We start from the raw sequence: 26,646 nt of genomic DNA, 5'->3' as shown, positions 1-26,646 counted from the left end.
AACGCTGCTGTGAGGAGCCCCGCATGACCCGAGTCCGCCGCCAGAACGACCGCGCGTTCGACCGTACCGTGAACGCCTTCCTGATCGCCGTGCTGCTCGCCACGCTCATCCCGCTGGTGTACGTCGTGTCGGTCAGCCTGACACCGCTGGGGCAGACGACCAGCCTGCTGCCGCGCGCCGTGTCCTTCAACGCCTACGAGGAACTGCTGCGGCAACCCGCCCTGATCCGCGCGCTGGGCAACAGCGTGTTCCTGACGCTGAGCGGCGTGCTGATCAGCATGATCCTGACCGTCTGCACCGCGTACCCGCTGTCGCGCCCGGACCTGCCGGGCCGCAAGTTCCTGACCGGCGTGATCCTGTTCACGTTCCTGTTCAGCGCCGGACTGATCCCGCTGTACCTCGTGATCCGCGACCTGAACCTGCTGAACACGTACTGGGCGCTGCTGCTGCACGGCGCGGTCAGCGTCTACAACCTGCTCGTCATGAAGAACTTCTTCCAGAACCTGCCCGAGAGCCTGGAGGAAGCCGCGAAGATCGACGGTGCGAGCGACCTGCAGGTGCTGTGGCACATCGTGCTGCCGCTGTCCAAACCGATCCTGCTGACCATCGGGCTGTTCTACGCCGTCACGCAGTGGAACTCCTTCTTCGAACCCGTGCTGTACCTGTCCGACGCGCGGATGATGCCGCTGCCGGTGGTGCTGCGCGACATCCTGACCGGCCTGAACTCCGCCGAGTACGTCGAATCGGCCGCCACCACCACCGCCCCCCCGGACGCCCTGAAGATGGCGGCCGTCGTCCTGACCACCATTCCCATGCTGCTCGTGTACCCGTGGATTCAGCGGTACTTCACGTCCGGCACGCTGTCCGGCGGCGTGAAGGGCTGAGCGCCCTCCCCCGCACCCCAGACCGGCACCGCCCACCCCCCAGACCGCCCACCCCCACACCGCCCACCCCCCAGACCGGAGGTTCCACCATGACGCACCTGACCCGCACCACCGCCCGCACCCTGGCCCTCGTGACGCTCAGCGCCCTGCTCGGCGCGCACGCGCAGAAAGCCACCGACCTGTCGGTCGCGCTGTACGCCGCGAACCCCGAGGCGCCCGCCCCTACCGCCGGATGGGACACCGGCGAGGTCATCCGCGCCCGCACCGGCGTGAACCTCAAGTTCACCATGCTCCCCACCGGCGCCGACGGCGACAACAAACTCGGGTCGCTGGCCGCCGCGAACGACCTGCCGGACCTGTTCGAGATCCGCAACCGCAACCTGTTCTACCAGCTGATCCGCCAGGGACAGGTGGCGCCCGTGTCCAGCCTGCTGCCGCAGATGCCGCAGCGCACCAAGGCCCGCTACGGGAACGCCATGCGCAACGGCCTGGTGAACGAGAACGGGCAGATGTACGGCCTGCAGGAACCCGCCACCCTCAGCCGCCAGTACGGGATCATGGTCCGGCAGGACTGGCTGGAGAAACTGAACCTGAAGACCCCCACCACCCTCGACGAGTTCCTGAACGTCGCCCGCGCCTTCACGGAACGCGACCCGGACGGCAACGGCCGCAAGGACACCTTCGGCTACTGCGGCGTGATCGACTTCGACACCGCCGGTATCCTGCCCGGCCTGGGCCTGGGCAACCACTTCCAGTGGGTGTACGGCGCGTACGGCGTGCCCGGCACCTGGAACTACCGCGCGGGCGCCGCGTTCGCCGCGAACGTCCGCAACCCCAACTACCGCAAGGCCACCGAGTACGTCCGCAAACTCGTGGACGCCAGGGTCATGGACCCCGACTGGGCCACCATGAAACGCAGCGACCTGCGTAACCGCTGGCAGCAGGGCAAATGCGGCCTGTTCTTCGAGAGCGTCGGCGGCCTGATCGCCGGGTTCAAGAATTTTGAGGCGAATAACCCCAAGGGCGACCTGCGCTTCGTGCCCGTCCCCAAAGGCCCGAGCGGCAGCCGTTCCATGGGCACATTTGCGAACGCCGGGACGCTGCTGGTCGTGTCGAAGAAGGCCATGGACGCCGGGAAGGGCCCCGCCATCGCGAAATTCCTGGAGTGGGCGCACAGCGGCGAGGGGTACTTCCAGCTGGCGTTCGGGAAGAAAGGCACGGACTACACCCTGGTCGGCGGCGTGCCGACCGTCACGACCACCAACGTGAACGGCCGCCTCACGAACACGCAGCTGCGCTTCCTGGCGCTGAACGGTCAGGCGGCGGAACTCAAGGGCCGCTACGGCACCCTGAAATTCAGTGACGGCCGCTCCGTGAACGTCTACAACCTGCTGATGGACACCCGCCGCAACAACAACTGGATCGACCGCAGCGGCGACCTCGTGGTGCCCGCCGCGCCCAACCAGGCCGACATCGACCGCTACGTGTCCGAATCGCTCGTGCAGTTCGTGCTCGGCCAGCGGCCCCTGAACGACGGCAACTGGAAGTCCTTCACGGACGGCCTGAACGGCCTGAACTTCGCCGGGTACGAGAAGAACGCCTACGCGGCCCTGAAGGCCGGGGGGTTCGTCAAGTGAGCGCCCCCGCCACCTCCAGCCCTCACTTCCATACCCTGAGCGGTGGGGAGGGGCTGCAACCCCTTCAGGACGACTCCTGCCAGCTGCTGGACTTCGCCAAGCTCAACCTGAAGGCCACTCAGAGCGTCAGCGGCGAGTCCGGGGACCGCGAGCACCTCCTCGTCGCCCTCAGCGGCCGCACCCGCGTGCAGGTCGGCGACCACACCTTCGAGTCGGTCGGCGGACGCGCCAGCGTCTTCACCGGCCTGCCGCACAGCGTGTACATCCCGCGCGGGCACACCTGGACCGTCACCGCCCACACCGACTTCCAGGGCGCCCTGCCGTCCGCGCCCAGCGACCTCGACACCGCCCCCTACGAGATCCGGCCCGAACAGGTGAACACCGGTCAGTGGGGCACCCTCAACTACGCCCGGCAGTTCCGCGAGATTCTCGTCGCGCCCAATGGCCTGCCCGCCAGTCGCCTGATCGTCGGGGAGACCCTCACGCCCAGCGGCCACTGGAGCACCTACCCCCCGCACCGCCACGAGGAGAACGCGGGCAGCGAGAAGTTCCACGAGGAGATGTACTACTTCCGCGTGTCCAGCCCCGAAGGCTGGGGCCTGACCCGCCACTACTCGCCGGAACGCGGGTACGACGACACGCACACCGTCCGCGACGACACGCTGCTGGCCATTCCGCACGGGTACCACACGTACGTCAGCGCCCCCGGCTACGCCGGGTACTACCTGTGGTTCCTCGCCGGGGACGGCCGCGCGCAGGGCGTGAAACTCGACCCGGACGTCGGCTGGGTGCAGAAGACCGTGGGGATGCTGTGATCACCAACCCCTTCGACCTGAGTGGCCGCGTGGCGCTCGTCACGGGCGGCGGCGTCGGGATCGGGCAGGCGCTGGCCGTGGCCCTCGCGCAGGCCGGGGCGGACGTGGCCGTCACCACCTACGGTCACCACGACGGCACGACCGGCGCGCAGGTGCAGGCGGCCGGGCGACGCTTCGCGGCCTTCCAGGTGGACCTCAGCACCCAGACCAGCGCCGACCTGGACACTCTGCTGGACGACGTGGAAGCGCAGCTGGGGCCGGTGGACATCCTGGTGAACAACGCCGGGATCATCCGACGTGAGGACGCCCACGCCTTCAGCGACGCCGACTGGGACGACGTGATCGCCCTGAACCAGACGGCCGTGTGGCGCCTGTGCCGCGCCGCCGGGGCCCGCATGCTCGGGCGCGGACACGGGAAGATCATCAACGTGGCCTCGCTGCTGGCCTTCCAGGGCGGCATCCGCGTCCCCGCATACACGGCCAGCAAGCACGCTGTGGCGGGCCTCACCAAGGCGCTGGCGAACGAGTGGGCGGCGCGCGGCGTGAACGTGAACGCCCTCGCGCCCGGATACATCGCGACCGACAATACGGCCGCGCTGCGCGCCGACCCGGACCGCAGCCGCGCCATCCTGGACCGCATTCCCGCCGGACGCTGGGGCCGCCCCGAGGACCTCGCGCAGCCCGCCGTGTTCCTCGCCGCGCCCGCCAGCGACTACGTGAACGGGCACGTGCTGGTCGTGGACGGAGGCTGGCTTGCCCGCTGACGTGGCCCGGCCCGCGCAGGCCGACACCCTGACGGAGACGCTGCGCGCGGCGGGCGTGGTCGGCGTCCTGCGCGCCCCGGACGTGGCGGCCGCCGTCCACGCGGCACATGCCGCCGCGCGGGGCGGACTGCGCGTCCTGGAACTGACGTTCACGACCCCTGGTGTGACGGACGCCCTGCGCACCCTGCGCGCTGAACTGCGCGGCGTGACCGTCGGCGTCGGTACCGTCCTGACCGCCGCGCAGGCACACGAGGCTGTCATGGCCGGGGCGGCGTTCCTCGTCAGCCCCCACCTGGACGAAGACCTGCTGCGCGAGGCGCAGGCCCTCGGCGTGCCCTACCTGCCGGGCGTGCTGACGCCCAGCGAGGCCCTGCGGGCCACGCGGCTGGGCGCGCCGGTGTTGAAGGTGTTCCCGGCCGCCAGCGCGGGCGGCCCCGGCTTCATCCGCGACCTGCGCGGCCCGCTGCCGCACCTGCACCTCATGGCGACCGGCGGAGTCCGTCCGCACGAGGTTCCCGCCTACCGGGATGCCGGGGCGCTCGCGGTGGGTCTGGGCGGCCACCTGTTTCCCGCCCGGGCTGTCGAGACTGGCGACTGGGACGCCGTGGAGGCCGCCACCCGCGCCGCGCTGCGCGAGGCGGGACTGCCACTGTGACTCACCCTGTGCACCGACCGCTGGACCTGATCGCGCTTGGCGAGTGCATGGTGGAACTGCGCGCGGACGGCCCGCTCGGCGATGCCCTGCAGCTCACGCGGGCCTGCGGTGGGGACACCCTCAACGCCCTGGTGAGCGCCGCGCGGCTCGGGAGCCGCTGTGGGTTCATCAGCCGCGTCGGCAGCGACCCGTTCGGCCACGGACTGCGCCGCGCATGGCAGGCCGAGGGGATCGACGTCACCCACGCGCCGCTGGTGGACGGCGAGAACGGCGTGTACTTCATCTCACTGCACGCGGACGGCGAACGCGAGTTCACGTACCGCCGCGCGGGCAGCGCCGCTACTCACCTGAGTCCGGCCGACGTGGACGCCGCGTACGTCGCCGCCAGCCGGACGCTGCTGCTCTCAGGCATCACGCAGGCGATCAGCGCTTCGGCGCAGGCCGCCACCCGGCACGCCGCGCAGCTCGCCCGCCAGTGCGGCACGCGCGTCGCGTTCGACCCGAACTACCGCCCGCGCCTGTGGGCCGACCGGGCAGGTGACGGAACCGGGCTGGACGCGGCCCGCGCCGCGCTGCATGAGCTGCTGCCCTTCGTGGATCTGCTGCTGCCGAGCTTCCCGGCGGACGCTGCGCTGCTGGACCACTCTGCGCTGGACCACACCTCGGTGGACGCGCCGGGCGCCGCACGGGCCTTCGCGGCGCTGGGCGTGACGGTCGCCCTGAAGGCCGGCGCGGGCGGCGCGTGGCTGTGCAGTCCACACGCGGACCCGCAGCACGTTCCCGCCCCGCCCGTCCCGGACGTCCTGGATACCACGGGCGCCGGGGACGCCTGGAACGGCGCGTTCCTGCACGCGCTGACCCACGCCCACACGCCCGAGCAGGCCGCGCGCGCCGCGCACGCCTGCGCCGCGCACGCCATCCGCCACCGGGGCGCCCTGCCGCCACCGCCCGTTCCCTCACGCCCCCACCCGGAGACGCACGCATGACCGAACCCGCCCCGCTTTCCCCCCCCCGATCCTGGGCGCCGACTGGTCGCCCGCCGAACCCGGCGTGACCCGCCGACTCGCCGCGCGCGGGCAGCAGCTGATGGCCATGCAGGTCCGGTTCGAACGCGGCGCGCGCGGCGCCCGCCACGACCACCCGCACGAGCAGCTGACCCTGGTCCTGTCCGGCACCTTCGAGTTCGTGCTGGGCGACACCCGCCACACCCTGCACGCCGGGGACAGCCTCAGCATTCCCGGCGGCGTGCCGCACGAGGCGCTCGCCGTCAGCGACGGGGAACTGCTGGACATGTTCACGCCCGTCCGCGAGGACCTCGTCGGTCCCTGACCCCGCCCGCACTCCTGCAATCGAGGCTTCCCGTGCCCAAAGGCCAGCTCCGCTCCCTGACCCCCCATACCTTCACCGACCCGGACACCGGCGCGGCCGTCACGCGCCTCACGCCGAGCGACGTCACCTGCCACCGCACGTATTTCTACCAGCGCTGCTTCACGCAGGGCGGTGACCGGCTGCTGTTCGGCGGTCTGTTCGACGGTGACTGGAACCTCTACCTGCTGGACCTCGCGACCCAGCAGGCCCGGCAGTTGACCGAGGGCCCCGGCGACAACACCTTCGGCGCGTTCCTGAGTCCCGACGACCGCGCCGCGTACTACGTCAAGGCGGGCCGTGAACTGCGCCGCGTGCACCTGGACACCCTGCGCGAGGACGTCGTGTACACCGTCCCGGACGGCCAGCGCGGCTACGGCACCTGGGTCGCGAACAGCGAGTGCACGCACATGGTCGGCATCGAGGTCGCCGAGGGGGACCTGCTGCCACTCGACAGCTGGGCGGGCTTCCGCGACACCTTCCATCGCAACCCGCGCTGCCGCCTGATCGTCATCGACCTGCGCAGCGGGCAGGCGCAGGTCATCCACCAGGAGGCCCGCTGGCTGGGCCACCCCATGTACCGGCCCGACCCACCGAACAGCGGCCCGGCCGGCGTCCGCGCGCCCACCGTCGCGTACTGCCACGAGGGGCCGCACGACCTCGTGCAGCAGCGCATGTGGCTGATCGACGGGGACGGCCGGCACCCCCGTCCCGTGCGGCCACACGTGCCCGGCGAGTCCTGCACGCACGAGTTCTGGGTGCCCGACGGCTCCCGGCTGATCTACGTGCTGTACCGCGCCGGGCAGCGCGACCGCCTGATCTGCGCCGCCGACCCCGACACCCTGACGAACGAGACCCTGATGACCATGCCGCCCTGCTCGCACCTCATGAGTAACTTTGACGGCACGCTGCTCGTCGGGGACGGCAGCGGCCCTCCCGAGGACGTCGCCGACGCCAGCGCTCACCAGTTCGAACCCGACCCTTTCCTGCACCTGTTCGACCTGCGTACCCGCACCAGCCGCCCCCTGGCCGGCCACCACTCGTCGTGGCGGGTCCACCTGGGCAGCCGGCAGGTCACGCACCCTCACCCGTCCTTCACGCCCGACGAGCAGGCCGTGCTGTTCACCAGCGACATGCACGGCGAACCCGCGCTGTACCTCGCCCGGCTACCCCACCCCTGAACGCCCTTCATCTGGCGCCTTTAAGGCTTTTGTGCGACCCGCCCCCGTACCGTGCGGGTATGTTCCCCGAGCAGCTTCTGGCCACTGATGACGTCATGTACCGCGCCGCTCAGGCCATCACGGTGATTCACGCGCACCGCTCCCAGGGTCACTGGTTGCGCGTGATCGCCCTGGCCGACCCGCAGGGACCGGGACGTGCGCCGGCCTTCGTCGCCGCGCGTGGCGAGCGGCTGTACCGGCCGGCGGCCAGCATCGGGCTGCACACCGACCTGGCGCACACCCAGCACCTGCACACCCGCTGCGCGTCCCCGCTGGGCAGCGACCCGGTCACGCTGCGCGCCCTGACCGGTGGCGGCAACACCCACGAACTCGAAAGTCACGGACTGGTCGACCGGGTCGTGACTGCCACCTGGGGACTGGCGGGCGCGCTCGACGAGCAGCAACGGGAACAGACCCGCCCCGCCAGATCCTTCCGCCTGTGGCGCGCCCCGACCCCGCACGCGGTCCGTGAGGCGCAGGACCGCGTGGACGCCTGGACGGAACAGCTGCGCGCCGCCATGGGCGACCTGAATTTCGTGCCGCTCAGCGACCTGACCCTCGGCTGGGACGACGTGACCGAGGAAGCCGCGATGGCCGTGTCGGCCTGACCGCGGTGTTCAGTTCTGGCCCGGGCCGGAGCTGGAAACCGTCGTGACCGGTCCAGGCGCGACGCACGGTGACCGCCCTGCCAGTCCGGCGGCGTGATGCCCCAGCGGGCCGTGACCGTCGCCCAGGCCCGGCGCGGCGCGGATGGCCGCCTGAAGATACGTGTGCGCCGCGCGCACCGCGTCCGGCAGGGCCAGGCCGCGTGCGAGGTTCGCGGTGATCGCCGCCGACAGCGTGCAGCCCGTGCCGTGCGTGTGCCGGGTGCGCTGCCTCGGAGCACAGAGGGTCAGGCGGTGCCCGTGGGCGCTCAGCCTGTCCGTGACGGTCTCGCCCGGCGCGTGCCCGCCCTTGAGCAGCAGCGGGAGGGTGTCGGCCGCGCCCGCCGCCCGCAGCGCCTCCCACTCGGGGACATTCGGGGTGACCAGTGTCGCCAGGGGCAGCAGTTCGTGCAGCAGGGCGTGCAGGGCGCCGCTGTCCAGCAGGGCGTCCCCGCTCTTGGCGAGCATGACCGGATCGACGACCAGCGGCAGCTCCCGGCCCCGCAGGGCGTCCGCCACCGCGCGGATCAGCCCGGCGTTGCCCAGTGCGCCCGTCTTGACGGCCGCGACCGGGAAATCGTCCAGTACGGAGCGCAGCTGCGCCGCCACCAGTTCGGGCGGCAGGGCGTGCGCGGCCTGCACGCCCCGCGTGTTCTGCGCGGTGATCAGGGTCAGGACGCTCGCGCCGTACACGCCGTGCGCCTCGAAGGTCTTCAGGTCCGCCTGGATGCCCGCCCCGCCCCCGGAATCCGACCCGGCGACGGTCAGTGCGACCGGGACCGTCATGCGCTTACCCCCTGCCCCACCAGCGCCAGCACCCGCGCCGCCGTGACCGGGGCGAGCAGCGCGCCGTGCCGCCCGTGCCCCGCCGCGACCAGCACGCCCGGCAGGGTCGGGTGCGGCCCGACCAGCGGCCACCCGTCCGGGGTGACCGGGCGCAGGCCCACGAGGTGCGCCGCGACCTCCGCCCCGCCTGCGCCGGGCACGAGTGTCCGGGCGGCGCCGCGCAGCCAGCAGGCCGCGTGGGCGTCGGGCGTGGTGGTCCAGGTGTCGCGGCTGGTCGCGCCGACGTACAGGCCGTCCGGGCGGGACAGCGCGTAGCGGGAGAAGCCCCGCGCGGGCGGGCCGTAGCGTGCGCCGATATCGGGAGCGCCGCGCAGCAGCAGCGCCTGCCCCTGCCGCGCCCCCACCGGCACGCCGAACGCGCCGCTCCACGCGCCCGCCGCCAGGACCACCCGCCCGGCGTACCAGTCGCCCACGTCCGTCCGCACCCGCACCCCGCCGCCCGACGGCACGAGGGCCTGGACCTGCGCGGCCACCACCTCCAGCCCCCGCCGGGCCGCGCGCACCACCGACGGCGGGTGCAGGCTCGCCTCGCCCGGCGTGACCTGCACCCTGCCGCCCGCCTGAAGGCGCGTCACGCCGGGCCGCAGGTGCACCGGCACGCCAGAGCGTTCCAGCGCCGCCGCCAGCGCAGGCCAGCGGCGCAGCCCTTCCAGCGCGTCCGCGTGCAGCGGCGTGCCGCGCAGCCGCTCGCCGTCCGGGGTGAGCAGGCCCGCCGCCGCCTGCCACGCCGCCCCCGGCCGGTCCGCGTCCAGCACCAGCACGTCCGCACCCGCCCGGCGCAGCGTGAACGCTGCCAGCGACCCGATCAGGCCGCCGCCCACCACGACCACCTCCCGCGACCTCATGCGGATTCCGTCTGTTCCGTCGGCAACCCGGAACACCACCGGGTCGCCAACTTCACGCCCTGAATCCGCTCTACTCCTACTCGCATCCGCTCGGATGGACGCGGTTCTGCGAACCTTTCAATCGGAGTCAGCCTCATACCGGCACTTCCGGGTCGGGCAGGCGCACCACCCCGCCCAGCGGGCTGCTGGGGCTGGCATGCTCGCGCTCGGGCATGCGCCCCGCAAGGAACGCCGCGCGGCCCGCCTGCACGCCCAGCGCGAAGGCGTGGGCCATGCCGACCGGATCGCGCGCCTCGGCAATCGCGGTGTTGACCAGCACGGCGTCCGCGCCGAGTTCCAGCGCCTGCGCCGCGTCGCTCGGGACGCCCAGGCCCGCGTCCACGACGATGGGGACGCGCGCGCCGTCCAGCACGGTCCGCAGCAGTTCCGGGCTACGCAGGCCGCGCCCGGAGCCGATGGGGCTCGCCAGGGGCATCACGGCGGCGCAGCCCGCGTCCTCCAGCGCGCGGGCCAGCACCGCGTCCGCCTGCACGTACGGCAGCACCGTGAACCCGTCGGCGGCCAGGGCTTCGGCGGCGCGGAGTGTGCCGACCGGGTCCGGCAGCAGGTAACGGGCGTCCGGGATGACCTCCAGCTTGATCCAGTTCACGCCGGTCGCCACGCGCGCCAGCCGCGCCACGCGCAGCGCCTCGTCGGCCGTGCGGCACCCGGCGGTGTTCGGCAGCAGCTGCACGGCGTCCCAGTCGAGGGCGTCCAGCAGCCCGTCATGCCCCGGCGCCTTCAGTTCGACGCGGCGGATGGCGACGGTCACGATCTGCGACCCGCTCGCGGCGAGCGCCTCGCGCATCACGCCGAAATCCGTGAACTTCCCCGTGCCCGTCATCAGGCGCGAGGTGAACACCTTGCCGCCGAGGGTGAAGGGGTCGGGCGTGTGTGGATTCTGCTTCATGACGAACCTCCGGTGGATGAACGCGCAGGTTCTGCGGAATGGAGAACCTGCACCTGTGCCTGCTCGCGCCGCTCGGGGTCAGAGGCCATGTCAGCCCCCCCCGATAATTCGGACGATCTCGATGACATCTCCGGCCTCCAGGGTGCGTTCCGGCGCGCGGGCGCCGGGGTAGAAGTCGTCGTTCACGGCGACCGCCACGCGCGCCGGGTTCACGTTCAGGTCGCGCAGCAGGGCGGGCAGGGTCAGGCCGGGCGTGAGGGGCCGGGTCTCGCCGTTCACGGTCAGGGTGGTGGGGCGGGTCACGCGGGCGCCCCCCGCAACGTCCCGAGCAGGTCAGATGCGGCCTGCGCGGGGTCGGGCGCGTCGAGGACGGCCCGCACGACCGCCACGCGGGTCGCCCCGGCCGCCAGCACCTCGTGGATGGTGCTGGCGTCGATCCCGCCGATGGCGTACCAGGGCAGCGGCGGATTCAGTGCGGCCACCGCGCGCACGTAGGCCAGTCCGGCGGGCGCGCGGCCCGGTTTGGTGGGCGTGGCGTGCACCGGCCCGGCGGCGATGTAAGCGGGGGCGTCGGCCAGCGCGGCGTGCGCCTGCGCGGGCGCGTGCGTGCTCAGGCCCAGGGGCAGCCCCGGTACGAGCCTGCGCGCCCAGGCGGGCGGCAGGTCCCCCTGCCCCAGGTGCACGCCGTCCGCCCCGCACGCGGCGGCGACGTCCACGCGGTCGTTGATGAACAGGGGCACGCCGCGCGCGCGGGCCAGCGCCGCCACCCGCTCACCCAGCGCGATGTAGGCCCCCGCCTCCCAGTCCTTGCAGCGCAGTTGCAGGGTGTCCACGCCGCCGTCCAGCGCAGCCTCAAGGCGCGCCAGGAATTCGGGTTCCGGTTGCCCGGCGCGGGGCGTGGCCACCAGGTACAGGCGGCCGAGCTTCACGCCTCTCCCTCCGGTGCCTGTTCCTGGCGGGGCACGTACACCTCGCCGCCCAGCGCGCGGAACTCGCGGGCTTTCTCCTCCAGTCCGGCCAGCACGTCGGGGGCGCGCAGGTCGTGGCTGAGTTTCATGGAGCAGAAGTGCGGGCCGCACATGGAGCAGAAGTGCGCGGTCTTCGCCGCGTCGGCGGGCAGCGTCTCGTCGTGCAGCGCGCGGGCCTTCAGCGGGTCCAGGGACAGGTTGAACTGGTCCTCCCAGCGGAACTCGAACCGCGCCTTACTCAGGGCGTTGTCGCGGGCCTGCGCGCCGGGGTGGCCCTTGGCGAGGTCGGCGGCGTGCGCGGCGATGCGGTACGCGATCACGCCGTCACGCACGTCCTGCCGGTCCGGGAGGCCCAGGTGCTCCTTCGGCGTGACGTAACACAGCATGGCGGTGCCGTACCACGCGATCTGCGCCGCGCCAATGGCGGACGTGATGTGGTCGTAGCCGGGCGCGATGTCGGTCGTCAGCGGCCCCAGCGTGTAGAACGGCGCTTCCTGGCACACGTCCAGCTGCCGGGTCATGTTCTCGCGGATCAGCTGCATGGGGACGTGGCCGGGGCCTTCGATCATGGTCTGCACGCCGTGGTTCCACGCGACGCGGGTGAGTTCGCCCAGGGTGTCCAGTTCCGCGAACTGCGCGGCGTCGTTCGCGTCCTCGATGCTGCCGGGGCGCAGGCCGTCCCCGAGGCTGAAGGTGATGTCGTACGCGGCGAGGATCTCGCAGATGTCCGCGAAGTGGGTATAGAGGAAGTTCTCGCGGTGATGCGCGAGGCACCACTTGGCGAGGATGCTCCCCCCGCGCGACACGATTCCGGTGCGCCGCCGCGCGGTCAGCGGCAGGTGCGCCAGGCGCACACCCGCGTGGACGGTCATGTAGTCCACGCCCTGCTCGGCCTGCTCGATCAGCGTGTCGCGGTACACGTCCCAGGTCAGGTCCTCGGCGACGCCACCCACCTTCTCCAGCGCCTGATAGATGGGCACGGTCCCAACCGGCACGGCGCTGTTCCGGACGATCCACTCGCGGGTCGGGTGGATGTGCCGACCCGTCGAGAGGTCCATGACCGTGTCCGCGCCCCAGCGGGTCGCCCAGATCATCTTCCCGACCTCCTCCTCGATGGAGCTGGTCACGATGCTGGTGCCGAGGTTCGCGTTGATCTTCACCCGGAAGTTCCGCCCGATCACGGTGGGTTCCAGTTCCGGGTGGTTGATGTTCGCGGGGATCACCGCGCGGCCCCGCGCGACCTCGGCGCGCACGAATTCCGGCGTGATCTCGCGCGGAATGGCCGCCCCGAACCCCTGACCGGGATGCTGGTGGGTCAGGTCGAAGTCCGTCTCCTGCCGCAGCGCCTCGCGCAGGGCGACGAACTCCATCTCGGGGGTGATCTCGCCGCGCCGCGCCGCCTGAAGCTGCGTGATGCCCGCGCCGGGGCGGGCGCGGCGCGGGCGGGGTACGCGCGGAAACGGCAGCGGCCCGCTGAGGTCCAGCGCCGGGTGATGCCGCTCCCGCGCCAGTTCCAGGCGGGCGTCCCCGGCCAGCCAGGGCCGCGCGTGCCCCAGCCCGGCGCGCAGGTCCACGCTCAGGCGGGCGTCCGTGTACGGCCCGCTCGTATCCGGCACGAGCAGGGCCGGGTTCGGCACCGTGCGGGTCAGGTCGCCCACGCGTTCCAGGGTCGGTGACTGCCGGATGCGCCGCGCCGGCACCCGCACGCCCGCATGCAGCGTGCCGGTCAGGTACACCTTCTCGCTGTTCGGGAACGGCGCGGTCAGTTCCGGGTCGAGGATCGTCAGGGCTTCGGGGGCAGGGTCGGTCAGGGTGGTCATGGGAACTCCAGGAAAATGGGAACAGGACAGGGCCGCCGGACGCGCACAGGGGCGTCCGGAACACGACTCCGGCCGGACACGGCAGGCAGCGCCGGGTCATACGGACTCCGATTGAATGGGCTGCAAAGCCCGTTCAATCCGAGCGGAGCGAGTAGGAGAAAAACGGGTTCCGGACGTGGAGCTGGCAGATCGGTGGTGTTCCGATCTGTCAGCGAAACAAACGGAATCCGTATCAGGCAGAAACAGACAGGGGAGAGGCAGGGTCCGGGCAGGCCGCCGGGCAGGCGGCGGCGCGGTCCCGCCGGTCAGGTCACTGGTCTGGCAATCAAAAAACGCCCCCCTCACGCGTCGGAGGGGGGCGAAACACGACAACTGTTTCGGCACCCGTCACGCTCCCTCCGCTGGTACAAACCAGATCAGGTTCCTAGGGTTGAACACGACGTTCTCTCAGCCGCCCGCAACGCGCGGGCACGGCACCCCTGGTGACTGCCCCGAGTGTACACCGCCCCCCGCGCACGTCAAGCGGCCCCCGATCCGGGCGGCCCGACGACCGGAACAGGCGAAACCGGGACACGGAAAGGCGGAGGCAGCCGTCAGGGCCTGCCTCCGCCGTGATGCCCGCGCCGTATCAGTCGGCGGGGTCGTCGCGGGGGGGTTCGTCGCCGGGTTGCGGGTGCCTGCCCAGCTGATTCCATTCGTCCGGGCCGCTCAGGTGAGGCGGCAGGGCGCGCAGGTACGCGGCCTGCGCGATCAGGTACGCGCTTAGGGGTGTGGTCAGGAACAGGAACAGCAGGGTCGCGGCGAGCCGCGTGAAGGCGGCCGCCTCGGTCAGTTCGAGCGCCGCGCCGAGGAAGATGCCGGCCGAGCCGAGCGTGACGAGTTTGCTGCTGGCGTGCAGGCGGGTGTACAGGTCGGGGAAGCGCAGCACGCCGATGGCGGCGGTCAGGACGAAGAACGACCCGATCAGGATGGGAATGTCGCGCAGCGGACTGAAGTCGTTCACCGCATCACCCGGCCGGTCAGCAGGTAGCGGGTCAGGGCAACGGTGGTCAGGAAGCCCAGCAGGCTCAGGACCAGCGCGGCGTCTAGCACGACCAGCAGGCGGGTCTTCACGGCGATCAGGACGATCAGGACGATCAGGTTCACGCTCAGGAAGTCGAAGGCCATGATGCGGTCGCCCCAGCTGGGGCCGCGCAGGACGCGCGCCGCGACGAGCAGGGTGGAGAGCGTCACGATGACGAGGGCCAGGTTCAGGATCACGGGTGGACCTCCGGGGTGGCGCGGCGGGTCAGGACCGGCAGCAGGGCGTCCTCGACCCGCCGGATGGAGTCGCGCGCCTCGGCCGCGCCGGGCAGGCCGATGGCGTGCGCGTACAGCACGCGGCGTTCGTCGTCGAAGCCCATGGCGACCGTGCCGGGCATCAGGGTGATGGTGGCGGCCAGCAGCGTCTGCGCCGTCTCGCCCTCGAGGCGCATGGGGTACGCGACGATCATGGGGTTCAGCGGCGGGCGGGGGTGCAGGGCCAGCAGCGCCACCTGTACGTTCGCGAGCGAGAGTTCCTTCAGGAAGAAGCCCGTGAAGCGCAGGGTGGCGAGGCTGCGCCGCACGTATCCGGCCGTGCCGAGCGCGCGCGGGAACAGCGCCAGGATCCCGAAGCCCACCAGGAACCCGACGAGTAGTTCGCGCACGGCGACCTGACCGGCGAACAGCGCCCAGGTGACGGCCAGCAGCAGGTTCAGCGCCACGCCCCTCATGGTTGCTCTCCGGCCGGTCGCTCTCCGTCTGGCTGATCTCCGGCGGGCGCGTCGGGGATGACGACCGGGCCTGTGCCCAGCACGCCGCGCACGTAACTGTCGCCGCGCAGTTCGCTGGCGGCGGCCCCGGTGAAGGACAGCAGGGAGCCGCCGCCCACGGCGAGCGCCGCGACCAGCGCGGACGCCGCGTAGGCGGGCAGGCGCGTGCCGCGCGGGGCGGGCGCGGGCCGGGTGCCGGTCGCCTCGCCCCAGAAGAAGCCGCGCCAGATGTTCAGCAGCGCCAGCAGCGTCACGAGGCTCGCCAGCAGCGCGCAGGTGACGGCCACCCACGCGAGCGCGGTGCCGCTCTGCACGCCGGCCTGCACGAGCGCGAACTTCGCGATGAATCCGGCGGTGGGGGGCAGCCCGGCGGCCGTCAGGGCGCACAGCAGGAACGCCCCGGCCAGCCAGGGGTTCTCGTCCAGGAAGCCGCGCGCGCGGACGTTACGGGTCCCGGCGGCCCGCTCGGCCACCGCGGCGATCAGGAACAGCGCGGCGGTGACGGCCACGCTGACCGCGAGGTACGTCAGCGTGGCGCGCAGCGCGAGTGGCGTGCCCAGGCCCAGTCCGAACGCGACGTACCCGGCGGAACTGACCACCGTGAACGACAGCACCGAGCGCCACTCGCGCTGGCTGAGCATCCCGAGCGCGCCGTACAGCATGGTGACGCTGCCCAGGATCAGCAGCAGCGTCTGCGGCAGTGCCGGGTCCTGCGTGAACACGGTCGTGAACACCCGGATCAGGGCGTACGCGCCGACCTTGGTCAGGATCGCCGCGAAGAACGTGCCGGTCGCGGCGGGCAGCGCCGGGTACGTGCCGGGCAGCCAGAAGCCCAGCGGGAACAGCGCGCCCTTGGCGGCGAACACCAGCAGCAGCAGCACGCTGATGGCGCTGACCGTGGCGTTCGGGCCGAGTTCCGCGCTGCGCTGCGCGAGGTGCGCGAAGTTCAGTGTGCCCAGCGCGCCGTACGTCAGGCCGCAGGCCAGCACCAGCAGCGCGGACGCCGCGAGGTTCATCACGATGTACCGGAAGCCCTCGCGCAGCTGCTCGCGGGTGGACCCGAGGACCGCCAGGGCGTAACTGGCGACCAGCATCACCTCGAAGGCCACGAACAGGTTGAACAGGTCGCCGGTCAGGAATGACATCTGCACGCCGGCGAACAGCACGCCCATCAGTGTGAACAGGTGGTGGCGTTCGCGCACGCGGTCCGGGTTGACGAGTGCCGCCCAGGTCGCCAGCAGCGCCGACACGGACGCCAGCACGCTCATGAACGCGCCCAGGCGGTCGGCGGTCATGACGATTCCGAACGGGGCGGGCCACGCGCCCAGCTCACTGACGAGCACCGCGCCGTTCCACACGGCCGACAGCAGCAGCGCCGAGCACAGCAGCGTCAGCGCCGCGGACGTGAGGGCCAGCCCCGCGCGGGCACGCGGACCCATCGGGGCCAGCAGCAGGATGCCCAGCCCCAGCGGCACCAGGATGGGCGCCAGCGGCAGCCAGGAGGTCGTCACGCCGTTCACGCGGACCTCCGGGCCGCGCGGCGGGTGGAGGTCCGGGGGGGGGTCGGTTCGTCCGGACCGAGGTGGCTGGCGTCGGCGTCCAGGCCGTCCGGGCTGTCCGGATCGCGGGCGAGGCTGTCCCCGAAGGCCTCCACGTCGTCGTGCCCGGCGACCTGGTAGGCGCGCAGGGCGACGGTCAGCAGCAGCGCGGTCGTGGCGAACCCGATCACGATGGCGGTCAGGACCAGCGCCTGCGGCAGCGGGTCCACGTACGGTCCTTTCAGCGTCAGGATGGGCGGCGCGTCCGGCCGCAGTCCGGCGACCGTCAGGATGGCGAGGTTCACGCCGTACGCGATGAACGCCAGCCCCAGCACCACCCGGATGATGGTGCGTGACAGTAGCAGGAACACGCCGGTGCCGACCAGCACGCCGATCAGCAGCGCGAACAGCGGTTCCATGCCGGCCTCCGGGTGGGTAAGGTGTGGTGCGGGCGGCCCTGCGCGGCGCCCGGTGGGCGGGTCGGGGTCCGGGAAAGGTGGGTCATCGGTCGTCCTCCACCCGCTCGCGCGGGTTCACGTCGATCAGTTGGTAGGCGATGTGCAGGGCCGAGCCGGCCACGATCAGGTACACGCCCACGTCGAACAGCAGCGCGGTCGCCCATTCGAACTCGCCGGTCAGGGGGGTACTCACGTACCCGTAGTCGCTTTTCAGGTACGCGCGGCCCAGCAGGTACGGCACCAGTCCGGTCGTGAACGACAGTGCCAGCCCCCACGGCACCAGGACCAGCGGCGGGAAGTTCAGCGCGCAGCGTCCGTTCGCGACGCGGTGCAGGATCAGCGCGCAGGCGGTCATGAGGCCCGCGATGAACCCCCCGCCCGGCGCGTTGTGCCCGCGCCACAGCAGCAGCGCCGTGAGCAGCATCACCAGCGCGAACGCCGCGCGGCTCACGACCCGCAGGACCGGGTCGCCCACGTCGGTCAGGGCGTTCGGCCGGGCCGTGGGGCCGGGGCGGGGAGCGGGGCGTTTCCCGCTGCGGCCCTTGCGTCCCCCGCTCACGGTTTGCTCCGCGGGGCCGGCGCGGCCAGCTGTTCGGCGTCCACTTCCGGCGGGGCCTGTCCGGGCCGCCCGAGGCGCACGAGCGCGCCCACGGCGAGCGCCACGACCGCCACGACCGTGATCTCACCCAGCGTGTCGAAGCCACGGAAATCCACCAGGATGACATTCACGACGTTCTTCCCGCCGCCCTCCTTGTACGAGTTGAGCAGGTAGTACGGCGAGATCGGCGGCGCCAGGAAGCGCAGGCTGGCCATGACCAGCAGCGTGGCTCCCACCGCCGCGCCCGCCGAGAGCAGCAGGTCCAGGCCCAGGCGGCCGCGGGTGCGCGGCAGGTCCCGCACGCCCGGCAGGAACCGGAACACCAGCAGGAACAGGATCACCGTGACCGTCTCGACCAGCAGCTGCGTCAGCGCGAGGTCCGGGGCGCGCATCAGCAGGAACGACACGGCGCTCCCGAACCCGGTCAGGCCGGTCAGGACGACCGCCGTCAGGCGGTTGCGGGACAGGGCCACGCCCACCGCGCCCGCCACGAGCAGCGCCGCGACCGGCAGCGCCTCGAGCGGCACGGCCTCCAGCCGGGGCAGTACCTGCGGGGCCTGCCACACGGCGTACCCGCCGATCAGGGCGGACGCGCCCAGGCTCAGGCGCAGCTGGTCCGGCAGCGCCAGCCCCTGCGTGCGCGCGATCACGCGGCTCGCCAGGGTGTTCAGCAGCGTCAGGATCAGCACGTACGACAGGTTGGCGTTCCACAGCGGCGTCAGGCGTTCCTGCAGGCGCTGCACGGCCGGCGCGCGCCACACCAGCGCCGCGCCCAGCGCCCAGGTGACCAGCGTGCCCAGCAGGGCGGGCGTCACGCCATGCCACCAGCGGATGTGCCCCCCGTACGACCCGAACGCCAGCGCCGTCTGCGCCGTGCGGGTCAGCGTCTCGGTCAGGGCCGGCCACAGACCCATCAGCAGGGCCGCGCCGGCCAGCAGCGCCGCCGGGACCGTCAGGCCCGCGCCCGCCTCGTGCGGCACCTTCGGGGCGCGCAACTCACCAGTGAACACCCGCAGCAGCCGCGCGCTGTACGCGAAGGTCAGCGCGCCCCCGGCGACCGCCACCACCAGGAACAGCGGTCCCTGGTGCCACATGGTCTCGTAGAACAGTTCCTTGCTCAGGAAGCCGCCCAGCGGCGGCAGGCCCGCCATGCTCAGGGCCGCCAGCGCGGCCACGGCGAACGTGACCGGCAGCGCCCGGCGCAGGCCCGACAGGCGCCGCACGTCCCGCGTGCCGGTCTCGTGATCGATGATGCCCACCACGAAGAACAGCGCCGCCTTGAACGCCGCGTGGTTCAGCAGGTGCGTCGTCGCCGCGAAACGGCCCTCGGCGTCCGCCACGCCGTACAGACTGACCAGCAGGCCCAGCTGCGACACCGTCGAGTACGCCAGCAGCGCCTTGAGGTCGTTCTGCCGCAGCGCCAGCCACGCGCCCCACACCATGGTCGCCAGTCCCAGCGGCACCAGCAGCCCACTCCAGAGCGGACTCACCGAGAAGATCAACCCGAACTTCGCGACCAGCAGCACGCCCGCCTTGACCATCGTCGCCGAGTGCAGGAACGCCGACACGGGCGTCGGGGCTTCCATGGCCGTCGGCAACCACAGGTGGAACGGCAGCTGCGCGGACTTCGTCGCGGCGGCCAGCACGGTCAGCAGCAGCGCCGGCACGAACAGCGGTGAGGCCCGCACCGCGTCCAGGTCCAGCTGCGACAGTTGCGCGCTGCCGCCCGCCAGTCCCAGCATCACCACGGCCGCCAGCAGCGCCAGGCCGCCCAGCGCGCTGATCAGGAAGGCCTTGACCGCCCCGTCACGCGCCGAACTGCGGGTGTGCCACAGGCCGATCAGCAGGAAACTCGTGACGCTGGTCATCTCCCAGAACGCGAACAGCGCCGCGAGGTTGTCACTCAGGACCAGCCCCAGCATCGACCCGCCGAACGCCAGCAGGTACGGGTAGAACCGCCCGAAGCGCTCACGGTCCGACAGGTACGTCACCGAGTACAGGCTCGCCAGCGTGCCGATCACGCCGATCAGCACCGCGAACATCAGCGAGAACCCGTCCCCGCGGAACACCAGGTTCAGGCCCAGGTCCGGCACCCAGCGGGTCGTCTCGCTCAGCGGATCGCCGCCCGTGCGGGAGGCCAGCAGTAGCGCCGGCACGAACGCCAGCGCCGCCAGCACGCCCGTCGCGCGGCCCAGCCGTCCGGCCAGCGCCGCGCACACGGCCGCCATCAGGAACGGCAGCGCCACGGCCGCCGTCATCAGTCCCATGTCACGTCCGCCGCGCAGGCACCGGGCGGTAAGGTCCGTTGTCTGTTCATCTCATGTGCCTCCTCTCGACACAGGTGCGCCGCTGTCCAGGCTTCACCCGAAACTGTCCCCCTCCAGTTCTGCGCGTCGTCCTCGGACCGTGCCGGCCCGACCGGTCTGTAGTCTACGGAGGAACGGCCCCCCCATGCCCGTACCTGAACTGCACCGGAAGGCCGGGCCTCGCGCTGCCGGACGCTGCGCAGGACATTCTCACCTGGGCGTCGCGCTATCGTGACCCGCGATGCACTCCCGGCGCGCACATTCTCCCTTCACGGTCCGTGCCGTGGAGCGGTGCGTGCTGGTCCTGCTGACGCTCGTGGCGTCCCTGATGCACCTGACCCGCACCCCCGGCGCGGGCGGTCTGGGCCTGACCCCGCCCCCCGTCAGCCAGCCCGTCGTGAGCCAGTCCGCGCTCCAGGCGTCGGCCCCGGCAGGCAGCGCCGCCCAGCTCCAGACCGATCATGCGGCCGACCACATGCCCGGTCACGGGGTTGCCGATCACGGGGATCACGGGGCTGCCGATCACGTATCTGGGAGCCGTACGCCGGGCAGTCACGCGCCAGCCAGCCATGCGGGGCACGCCCCGACCGACGCCGCCCCGAACGCCCCGCCCACCCACGCGGATCACGTGGCCCCCCACTGTCCCTTCTGCCTGACGGCCGGCTTCGCGCTGACTGCCGCGCCCGCCACTGTCCTTCCCCTGCGACCGCCCCGGTCGCTCCTGCGGCCGTCCGCCCTGCCGGACCGGCCGTTTCTGCCGTCCGCCACGCGGACCCGCGCGCGCCCCCCGCCCTGGGCTGAGCGCGGCGATACCGAATCCGGCGTTCCCCACCGGTCTGACCGGCGCCTGAGCCGCTGCACCACCGTCAGTCGTCCCCGACGGCTGCGGACGGGCACTCGTAGCCCGCGCCGCCCTGCTCACCTGCGCCGCCGTGCTCACCCGCGCCCACCTGAACGGCAAGGCCCCGCGCCTCCACCCGACCGGAACGCGTGTGAAGCCTCCGGCTCGCCACTCTCATTCCGCAGGCTTCTGCCATTCCGTAGGCCCCTGCCATTCCGCAGGCCTCTGCCCGCAGGGCCTGCCCTGTTCAAGGAGAACCCCATGAAGACCCTGATCCGTTCCATGCTTTCCCTGTCCGCCGCCGCCCTGATTTCCGTGGCCGCCGCGCACGCCACCGTCCGCACCGAGGCTGGCCTCAGCGAGTCCGCCGCCGGCAAGAGCGAGACGTACCGCCTGAACGTCCCCACCGAGAAGGAGATCGCCACCACCCAGATCCGGCTGGTCATTCCGGCCGGTGTCAGCGTCAGCCGCTTCCAGGTGACGCCCGGCTTCACCCGCACCGTTACGAAGAACGCCGACGGCCTGGTGACCGAGGTCGTCTGGAAGGGCCGCGTGGCGCCCATGGAGTACGCCCGGTTCTTCTTCCAGGCGCGCAACCCGGCGCAGGCTGGCGAACTGGTCTGGAAGGTGTACCAGACGTACAGTGACGGCAGCGTGGTGGCGTGGGACGATGCCGACCCCGCCAGGGGCCCGGCCGGCCGCACCACCGTCAAGTAAGTACGGCCCCAAGTAACCATGGCCGGGAGGGTGCGCCGCGCGCGGCCGCCCTCCCCCTCGACCCACCCAGGAGGGTTCCCATGCACCGATTCACCCCACTGCTCGCCGCGCTCAGCCTGTCTCTGGCGGGCGCGCACACGGCCGTCACGGGCGTCACGCCCGCCCTGAACGCCACCGTGGCCGCCCCGGCCTCCGTGACCCTGACCTTCAACGAGGCGGTCGAGACGCGCTTTTCCACCTTCCGGGTGATGGCCGTGCCCGCCGGGAAGACCGCCCAGGCCGCCGCCGCGCTCGCCCTGGCCGAGAAGCCCGGCAGCGCCTGCCTCGTGAACCGCGCCGCGACCCTTCCCGCCCTGGCGGCCCGCGTGACCGTGCCGCTGCGCGCCGACCTGAAACCCGGCGCGTACGTGATCGCCTGGAAGATCCTCTCCGAGGACGGGCACCCCGTCTCGGGCCACAGCAGCTTCCGCGTCCGGTGAAGGGTCGCCCCGCGTGAACGCCGTGCTGGCCGCCCTGGGCTTCGCGGGCGTGGCGCTGCTGCTGGGCGGGGCGCTGACCCGCCGCTGGCTCACGCCGGGCCACCCGCCCCTGCGGGTGCTGGGCGCGGGCCTGGGCCTGCTGCTCCTCGGCTGGCTCGGGCAGGTCAGCCTGACCCTGGGCGCGCTGGGTTTCACCGCTCCCGCCGACCTGCTCGACTACCTGACCGGCACCTCCACCGGCCGGGCCATGCTGGGCGGCCTGATCGGCGCGCTGCTGCTGCTGGCCGCCGAACTGGGCAGCCGCCCGCGCTGGCCGGTGCTGGGCGCGGCGCTGCTGCTTGCCTGGGGCGCGGCGGGTACCGGGCACGGCGCGGGGCACGGCCCCTGGGTGCGGGGGCTGCACGCCGCGCACCTGCTGGCCATGTCCGTGTGGGCAGGAGGCGTGCTGGCCATCGTGACGACCCGGCCGCTCACGACGGCGCTCGCGCGGCGCTTCACGCCGGCCGCGCTGGGCAGCGTGATCGTCCTGGCCGGCACGGGGCTACTGATGGCGGGCGAGCACCTGCGCACGCCCGCGCAGTGGACCGGCACCCTGTACGGGCAGACGCTGCTGGTCAAGGTGACGCTGGTCGCTCTGGCCGTCGGCGCGGCCGTGCTGGTCCGCCGGGCGTTCGCGGCCCGCTCACCGCAGGCGCGGGTCGCCCTGGCGCGCGAGGCGCTGCTGCTCGTGACGGTGCTGGGCACCACCGCTGTCCTGAGCACCCTCCCTCCACCCGTGCCGGAGCCCGCCGCGACAGGAGCCGCACCTGAACCGCCCGCAACGGAACGGGCCGCGCCGCCGCGGTCCCCGTGATCGGCAGCGGGCGGCGCCTCCCGTCCGGGCCGTGACGCGCCGCAGGGCCGGCGAACCGCCGGGAATGGATACGCTGGGCCGGTGAATGCCCTGATGCGCCGACACCCCTGGTTGACCGCCCTGCTGGGCGCCGCGCTGGCGTGGGGCGCGCTGTGGGCACTGCGCGCACCCCTCCCGCCCGCCCCGCCCGCCCTGAGCGGGTACGGCGCGGGCACCTACGAACAACCGGCCGCGCCGGGCGAGGCGCGCGTCCGGCTGGACGACGGTCAGGTGGTCACGGCCGTCACGTACGCCGAATCCCAGCCCCGCCCCGGTCAGCGGGTCGTGATCCAGGAGATCGGGGGCCAGCACGTCCTGGAAGGCCCGCTGCGCTGGCCGCTGCTGCTGGCCCTGCTGGGCCTGCTGATCACCGCGACCCTGACCATCACCGGCCTCCAGGGATTCCGGGCGTTGCTGGGCAGCGGGCTGTGCCTCGCCGCACTCTGGCTGGTGCTGCTGCCGCGCCTGACCGGCGGCGCGGACGCCCTGACGCTCCTGCCGTCCCTGGGCCTGATCCTGGCCCTCAGCGTGTACTTCGTGCACGGACTGAACCGCAAGAGTCACGCCGCGCTGGCCGCGCTGCTGCTGTGCGCGGCCGCCGGCTTCGGCCTGCTGACGCTGCTGGTCGGCGCGGGTCACCTGACCGGCCTCTCCGACCGTGGCGCAACCGTCGCGCAGGCCTCCTACGGGGTCGACGCCGTCAGCCTGTACGTCGTGGGCGTCATGCTGACCGCACTCGGCGCCATGAACGACGTGGCCATCACGCAGACCTCGGCCGTCGAGACACTGGCCCGCACCGGTCACGCCCGCAGTCGCCGCGACCTGTTCCGTCAGGCCATGCAGGTCGGCGCCGACCACGCTTCCGGCATGGTGAACGTGCTGGTCCTGGTGTACGCGGCCGGCGCCCTGCCCCTGCTGCTCCTGCTGCGCGCCAACCGCACCACGCCGCTGTGGGTGCAGCTGAACGGCGAGGGCCTGTTCACGGAACTGACGGCCCTGCTGCTGGCCCTGCTGTGCATGGTGCTGGTCGTGCCGGTCAGTACCGCCCTCGCGGCCCGCTGGATGTTCCGTCCCGGCGCGGACCCCGACACCGACCCGACCACCGACCCCGCCACCGACCCGGCCGCGCGCTGAACCGGACGGGATCCGTCTGACGCGCGTGAACGTCGGCAACACCCGCGCGGTGCTGGGTGGCTGTCAATTCGTCTTCTGCGCGCCGCTCCGAACGGCCCGCCACCCCACCTGCATGTCCTTCACGTCGCGGTCGAACAGCCCTGCGCCCCGCCCGCCGAACAGCTGTTCCCAGTCGGCCGGGGCCAGCGCCTTGCGCAGGCGCGTCGCGTAATTCTGTACCAGCGCCGCCCGGTAATGCACCGGGTCGTAGTCACGCCCGTCCGGGTCGGTCAGGGCGGTCAGGCCCGGCCCGGTCCGCACGTACAGGTCGATCCGGTCGCCCACCCGGAAGTCCAGCCCGGCCTGCCACGCCGCTTCCAGGTGCGCTTCGCGGCGCTGGGCGCGCGTTTTCTCATACGCCTCGCGGGTCTTCCCGATCCGCACGCGGGTGCTCACGTCGGCGTTCGTGAATTCGCGCCCCGCCAGCCGCCTCGCGGTGTCCTCGAACGCCGCCTGCGCGCCCGGCACGTCGCCCTGCAACAGGGCTTGCAGCGCCGCTCGCAGGAAGGCCGCCCCGTACCGCTCGGAACGGCTGGATTCGAACGACGCGCCACTGAGGTCCAGCGTGCCGTCGTAGCGCAGCAGCACGTAGTTCTTCACCTGATGGCTCAGCATCGCCCGCGCTCGCCCGTCGAACTCCAGGGTGATTCCGTCCGGCAGGTCGGCGGCGACCTGCGCGATCAGCGCCCGCTGGGCCGCCTCCCCGATGTCCTCCCCGGTGCTGAAGTACACGCCGTCGGTGTCGGACTCGATCAGCTGCACGCCGCGCGCCTGCAGCGCCGACGTGACCTGCTGCAGGATGGCCCGCCCGCGCGCGGTGACCCGGTCGGCCGCCTCCTGATCGCCCAGCCTCGCCAGTCGCCCGGCCCCCAGGTACCCGTACGCGGCGTTCACGACCAGTTTCATGGCGTCCTGCATGGCGTGGTGTTCCCGCCGCTGGGCCTCGCTGAGCAGGGCGTTGCGCGCCTCAAGTTTGTGCTGGAGGCGCTGCGTGGTCAGGTCACTCACGGTGGCGTGGAAGACCCCCAGTTCGTCCTGCCGTGGGCCGATCCCCTCGGCGCGGATGATGCTGGGGTACATGCTCGCCACGTCCGCCTTGACGACGTGCCGCAGCACGCCCTCGGCGTGGAGTTGCACGTGCCCGCCCCGGTGCGGCCCGGCGTGGCCCCGCTCGGAGGCCGGGAAGGGCCGCCCCGCCTCCACGTACGCGCGGATCAGCATCGGTTCCAGCACCCCCTTGGCCGGGCCGGCCCGCGTCAGGCGGTGGTACGGGCGGGGCGTCAGGCGGGCCAGCGCGAACGCCGGGGCCAGCACGATCCGCGCCAGGGCGTCCACCTCCTGCACGTCCTGCCGCGCGTACGCCCGCACCACTCTGGGCTGATCGCGGTACGTCTGGACGATCTGGGCGCCCTCCAGGTACACCCGGCCCTCCGGCGCGACCCCGAAGTGCCGCGCGGCGGCCTTCAGCCCACTCGACGGGAGGTTCAGGCGGCGCACGGCGTCGAGCGTGTCCAGAACCTCCCGGCCCGGGCAGACCCACAGCGGCGTGCGGCTCCCGTCGTCCACCGTCCAGGGCACGCCGTCCCCCGCCCGGCCGAGCCGCAGGGGAATCCCGTGCCGGCGGGCCCGGGCGGCCAGGAACGGCAGGTCGAAGCCGTGAATGAAGTGATTCTCGATCACGTCCGGATCGCGTTCCTGCACCAGTTCCAGGAACGCCCCGATCAGCTCGCCTTCCTGCGCCGCGCGCCTCGCCTCCAGCAGCGTCTCCAGGCCCCGGTTGTCCCGCACGGCGATCAGGAAGATGCGGCCCTCGTCCGGGCTCAGCGCGGTGGTCTCCAGGTCGAACTGCAACCGCACCGGCTGATCGAAGGTCAGGCCCTGATGGTACGTCTGCCGGCTGGCGATCAGGTACTGCTCGGCGTACCCCAGGCGCAGGTACCCGCCGAGGTCGCCCAGCGCCGGCCGGGCCTTCAGCGCCCGCGCGGTCATGGCTCCGCGCTGGATCTCGCTCTCCAGTTGCCGGGGCGCCGGGCCGCTCAGCAGGTACCGGTACGCCCGCGCGTCCACCGGGCGGTCCGGCGCGAGGTCCTGCGCGTGGTAGACGGACTGGGCGCAGGCCGGATCAGGCGACACCGTGAGCCTGTCACCCAGGTAGGTCAGGTCACTGAGGTTCCGGGCGTAGACCCAGCCGCGCTGCCGCCCCGTCTCGCGCAGGGAGGCGCCGCTGTGCGGATCACGCCGCCAGACGTGCACCGACCCGTCTGCCGCGGCGTGAACGGACACGATGCCCGGTCGGGGCAGGGGAGGGGGCGCCATCGCCCGCAGTATAGGAACGGACGCCATCACAGCTGTCATCACAGCTGCCAGCACGACTCCTCCCGGTCCCGGAGCGGCGCTGCCGGCAGGCGGGGCGATGGGTGACGAGAAGTGCGAGGCGAA

Annotated in this window: 27 protein-coding genes and 1 riboswitch; of the genes, 13 read left to right on the top strand and 14 right to left on the bottom strand. The window is 72.5% G+C overall.

Annotation, left to right across the window (positions count from 1 at the left end):
• Window positions 1–23: 23 nt before the first annotated feature.
• The 9 genes from BXU09_RS17235 (at window position 24) to BXU09_RS17195 (ending at window position 7,948) form a co-directional block, all read left to right on the top strand.
• Window positions 24–884 carry a carbohydrate ABC transporter permease gene (locus BXU09_RS17235; RefSeq protein WP_078305558.1) on the top strand — a complete coding sequence of 287 codons (861 nt, stop codon included), beginning with the start codon at window positions 24–26 and terminating at the stop codon, window positions 882–884.
• An 89-nt stretch (window positions 885–973) separates the two neighbouring features.
• Complete coding sequence (locus BXU09_RS17230) at window positions 974–2,521, top strand: extracellular solute-binding protein (protein WP_078305360.1); 1,548 nt, start codon at window positions 974–976, stop codon at window positions 2,519–2,521.
• Complete coding sequence (iolB, locus tag BXU09_RS17225) at window positions 2,518–3,336, top strand: 5-deoxy-glucuronate isomerase (protein ID WP_078305359.1); 819 nt, start codon at window positions 2,518–2,520, stop codon at window positions 3,334–3,336. The genes BXU09_RS17230 and iolB overlap by 4 nt, the downstream gene beginning before the upstream one ends.
• A complete protein-coding gene (gene kduD / locus BXU09_RS17220; RefSeq protein WP_205684173.1) occupies window positions 3,333–4,100 on the top strand; it encodes a 2-dehydro-3-deoxy-D-gluconate 5-dehydrogenase KduD in 768 nt (255 codons plus the stop codon). Before iolB ends, kduD begins: the two co-directional genes overlap by 4 nt.
• On the top strand, window positions 4,090–4,755 hold the full coding sequence (locus BXU09_RS17215; protein WP_240501444.1) for a bifunctional 4-hydroxy-2-oxoglutarate aldolase/2-dehydro-3-deoxy-phosphogluconate aldolase: 666 nt from the start codon (window positions 4,090–4,092) through the stop codon (window positions 4,753–4,755). Before kduD ends, BXU09_RS17215 begins: the two co-directional genes overlap by 11 nt.
• Complete coding sequence (locus tag BXU09_RS17210; RefSeq protein WP_240501468.1) at window positions 4,752–5,741, top strand: sugar kinase; 990 nt, start codon at window positions 4,752–4,754, stop codon at window positions 5,739–5,741. The genes BXU09_RS17215 and BXU09_RS17210 overlap by 4 nt, the downstream gene beginning before the upstream one ends.
• Before the next feature lie 64 nt (window positions 5,742–5,805).
• Window positions 5,806–6,084, top strand: a complete 279-nt coding sequence (locus tag BXU09_RS17205; protein WP_205684178.1) for a cupin domain-containing protein — start codon at window positions 5,806–5,808, stop codon at window positions 6,082–6,084.
• 32 nt (window positions 6,085–6,116) lie between these two features.
• The gene (locus BXU09_RS17200) at window positions 6,117–7,301 is read left to right on the top strand and encodes an oligogalacturonate lyase family protein (RefSeq protein ID WP_078305557.1); all 1,185 of its coding nucleotides are present in this window, start codon (window positions 6,117–6,119) and stop codon (window positions 7,299–7,301) included.
• Between the two features lie 59 nt (window positions 7,302–7,360).
• Window positions 7,361–7,948, top strand: coding sequence for a hypothetical protein (locus tag BXU09_RS17195; protein WP_078305556.1), 588 nt, complete (start codon window positions 7,361–7,363; stop codon window positions 7,946–7,948).
• Window positions 7,949–7,957: 9 nt separating this feature from the next.
• Here BXU09_RS17195 and thiD read toward each other — a convergent pair whose 3' ends face one another.
• The 13 genes from thiD to mbhE all read right to left on the bottom strand — a co-directional run bounded on the left by thiD (window position 7,958) and on the right by mbhE (window position 20,066).
• Window positions 7,958–8,770, bottom strand: a complete 813-nt coding sequence (gene thiD, locus BXU09_RS17190) for a bifunctional hydroxymethylpyrimidine kinase/phosphomethylpyrimidine kinase (protein WP_078305555.1) — start codon at window positions 8,768–8,770, stop codon at window positions 7,958–7,960.
• Window positions 8,767–9,675 carry an FAD-dependent oxidoreductase gene (locus BXU09_RS17185; RefSeq protein WP_078305554.1) on the bottom strand — a complete coding sequence of 303 codons (909 nt, stop codon included), beginning with the start codon at window positions 9,673–9,675 and terminating at the stop codon, window positions 8,767–8,769. The genes thiD and BXU09_RS17185 overlap by 4 nt, the downstream gene beginning before the upstream one ends.
• Window positions 9,676–9,808: 133 nt before the next feature.
• Window positions 9,809–10,624 carry a thiazole synthase gene (locus BXU09_RS17180; RefSeq protein WP_078305553.1) on the bottom strand — a complete coding sequence of 272 codons (816 nt, stop codon included), beginning with the start codon at window positions 10,622–10,624 and terminating at the stop codon, window positions 9,809–9,811.
• A 90-nt stretch (window positions 10,625–10,714) separates the two neighbouring features.
• The gene (gene thiS / locus BXU09_RS17175) at window positions 10,715–10,927 is read right to left on the bottom strand and encodes a sulfur carrier protein ThiS (RefSeq protein WP_240501467.1); all 213 of its coding nucleotides are present in this window, start codon (window positions 10,925–10,927) and stop codon (window positions 10,715–10,717) included.
• Window positions 10,924–11,553, bottom strand: coding sequence for a thiamine phosphate synthase (gene thiE, locus BXU09_RS17170; RefSeq protein WP_078305552.1), 630 nt, complete (start codon window positions 11,551–11,553; stop codon window positions 10,924–10,926). The genes thiS and thiE overlap by 4 nt, the downstream gene beginning before the upstream one ends.
• Window positions 11,550–13,412, bottom strand: coding sequence for a phosphomethylpyrimidine synthase ThiC (thiC, locus tag BXU09_RS17165; protein WP_078305551.1), 1,863 nt, complete (start codon window positions 13,410–13,412; stop codon window positions 11,550–11,552). The genes thiE and thiC overlap by 4 nt, the downstream gene beginning before the upstream one ends.
• A 375-nt stretch (window positions 13,413–13,787) precedes the next feature.
• A riboswitch (TPP riboswitch) is annotated at window positions 13,788–13,903 on the bottom strand.
• Between the two features lie 137 nt (window positions 13,904–14,040).
• Window positions 14,041–14,415 carry a monovalent cation/H(+) antiporter subunit G gene (mnhG, locus tag BXU09_RS17160; protein ID WP_078305550.1) on the bottom strand — a complete coding sequence of 125 codons (375 nt, stop codon included), beginning with the start codon at window positions 14,413–14,415 and terminating at the stop codon, window positions 14,041–14,043.
• Window positions 14,412–14,672 carry a monovalent cation/H+ antiporter complex subunit F gene (locus BXU09_RS17155; protein WP_055362545.1) on the bottom strand — a complete coding sequence of 87 codons (261 nt, stop codon included), beginning with the start codon at window positions 14,670–14,672 and terminating at the stop codon, window positions 14,412–14,414. The genes mnhG and BXU09_RS17155 overlap by 4 nt, the downstream gene beginning before the upstream one ends.
• The gene (locus BXU09_RS17150) at window positions 14,669–15,166 is read right to left on the bottom strand and encodes a Na+/H+ antiporter subunit E (protein WP_055362544.1); all 498 of its coding nucleotides are present in this window, start codon (window positions 15,164–15,166) and stop codon (window positions 14,669–14,671) included. Before BXU09_RS17150 ends, BXU09_RS17155 begins: the two co-directional genes overlap by 4 nt.
• Entirely contained in the window at window positions 15,163–16,716 is a 1,554-nt protein-coding gene (locus BXU09_RS17145; RefSeq protein ID WP_240501465.1) for a proton-conducting transporter membrane subunit, read from the bottom strand. Before BXU09_RS17145 ends, BXU09_RS17150 begins: the two co-directional genes overlap by 4 nt.
• Window positions 16,717–16,721: 5 nt before the next feature.
• Window positions 16,722–17,162, bottom strand: a complete 441-nt coding sequence (locus BXU09_RS17140) for a Na+/H+ antiporter subunit C (protein ID WP_078305549.1) — start codon at window positions 17,160–17,162, stop codon at window positions 16,722–16,724.
• Window positions 17,163–17,244: 82 nt separating this feature from the next.
• Window positions 17,245–17,760 carry an MnhB domain-containing protein gene (locus BXU09_RS17135; protein ID WP_078305548.1) on the bottom strand — a complete coding sequence of 172 codons (516 nt, stop codon included), beginning with the start codon at window positions 17,758–17,760 and terminating at the stop codon, window positions 17,245–17,247.
• Window positions 17,757–20,066, bottom strand: coding sequence for a hydrogen gas-evolving membrane-bound hydrogenase subunit E (gene mbhE / locus BXU09_RS17130; protein WP_346417597.1), 2,310 nt, complete (start codon window positions 20,064–20,066; stop codon window positions 17,757–17,759). The genes BXU09_RS17135 and mbhE overlap by 4 nt, the downstream gene beginning before the upstream one ends.
• 1,141 nt (window positions 20,067–21,207) lie before the next feature.
• On the opposite strand from mbhE, the gene BXU09_RS17125 reads away from it, so the two are divergent.
• The 4 genes from BXU09_RS17125 (at window position 21,208) to BXU09_RS17110 (ending at window position 24,168) form a co-directional block, all read left to right on the top strand.
• A complete protein-coding gene (locus BXU09_RS17125; RefSeq protein WP_078305547.1) occupies window positions 21,208–21,663 on the top strand; it encodes a DUF1775 domain-containing protein in 456 nt (151 codons plus the stop codon).
• A gap of 80 nt (window positions 21,664–21,743) precedes the next feature.
• Entirely contained in the window at window positions 21,744–22,142 is a 399-nt protein-coding gene (locus tag BXU09_RS17120; RefSeq protein WP_078305546.1) for a copper resistance CopC family protein, read from the top strand.
• A gap of 13 nt (window positions 22,143–22,155) precedes the next feature.
• On the top strand, window positions 22,156–22,995 hold the full coding sequence (locus tag BXU09_RS17115; RefSeq protein WP_144012322.1) for a CopD family protein: 840 nt from the start codon (window positions 22,156–22,158) through the stop codon (window positions 22,993–22,995).
• 81 nt (window positions 22,996–23,076) lie between these two features.
• Window positions 23,077–24,168, top strand: a complete 1,092-nt coding sequence (locus BXU09_RS17110) for a YibE/F family protein (RefSeq protein WP_240501463.1) — start codon at window positions 23,077–23,079, stop codon at window positions 24,166–24,168.
• A gap of 63 nt (window positions 24,169–24,231) precedes the next feature.
• Here the strand turns inward: BXU09_RS17110 and BXU09_RS17105 are convergent, their stop codons facing one another.
• Complete coding sequence (locus BXU09_RS17105; protein WP_240501462.1) at window positions 24,232–26,523, bottom strand: DNA polymerase domain-containing protein; 2,292 nt, start codon at window positions 26,521–26,523, stop codon at window positions 24,232–24,234.
• Window positions 26,524–26,646: the final 123 nt, after the last annotated feature.

This window comes from Deinococcus sp. LM3, assembly GCF_002017875.1.
Classification (GTDB): domain Bacteria; phylum Deinococcota; class Deinococci; order Deinococcales; family Deinococcaceae; genus Deinococcus.
This window is presented reverse-complemented; position numbering and strand designations above follow the sequence as displayed.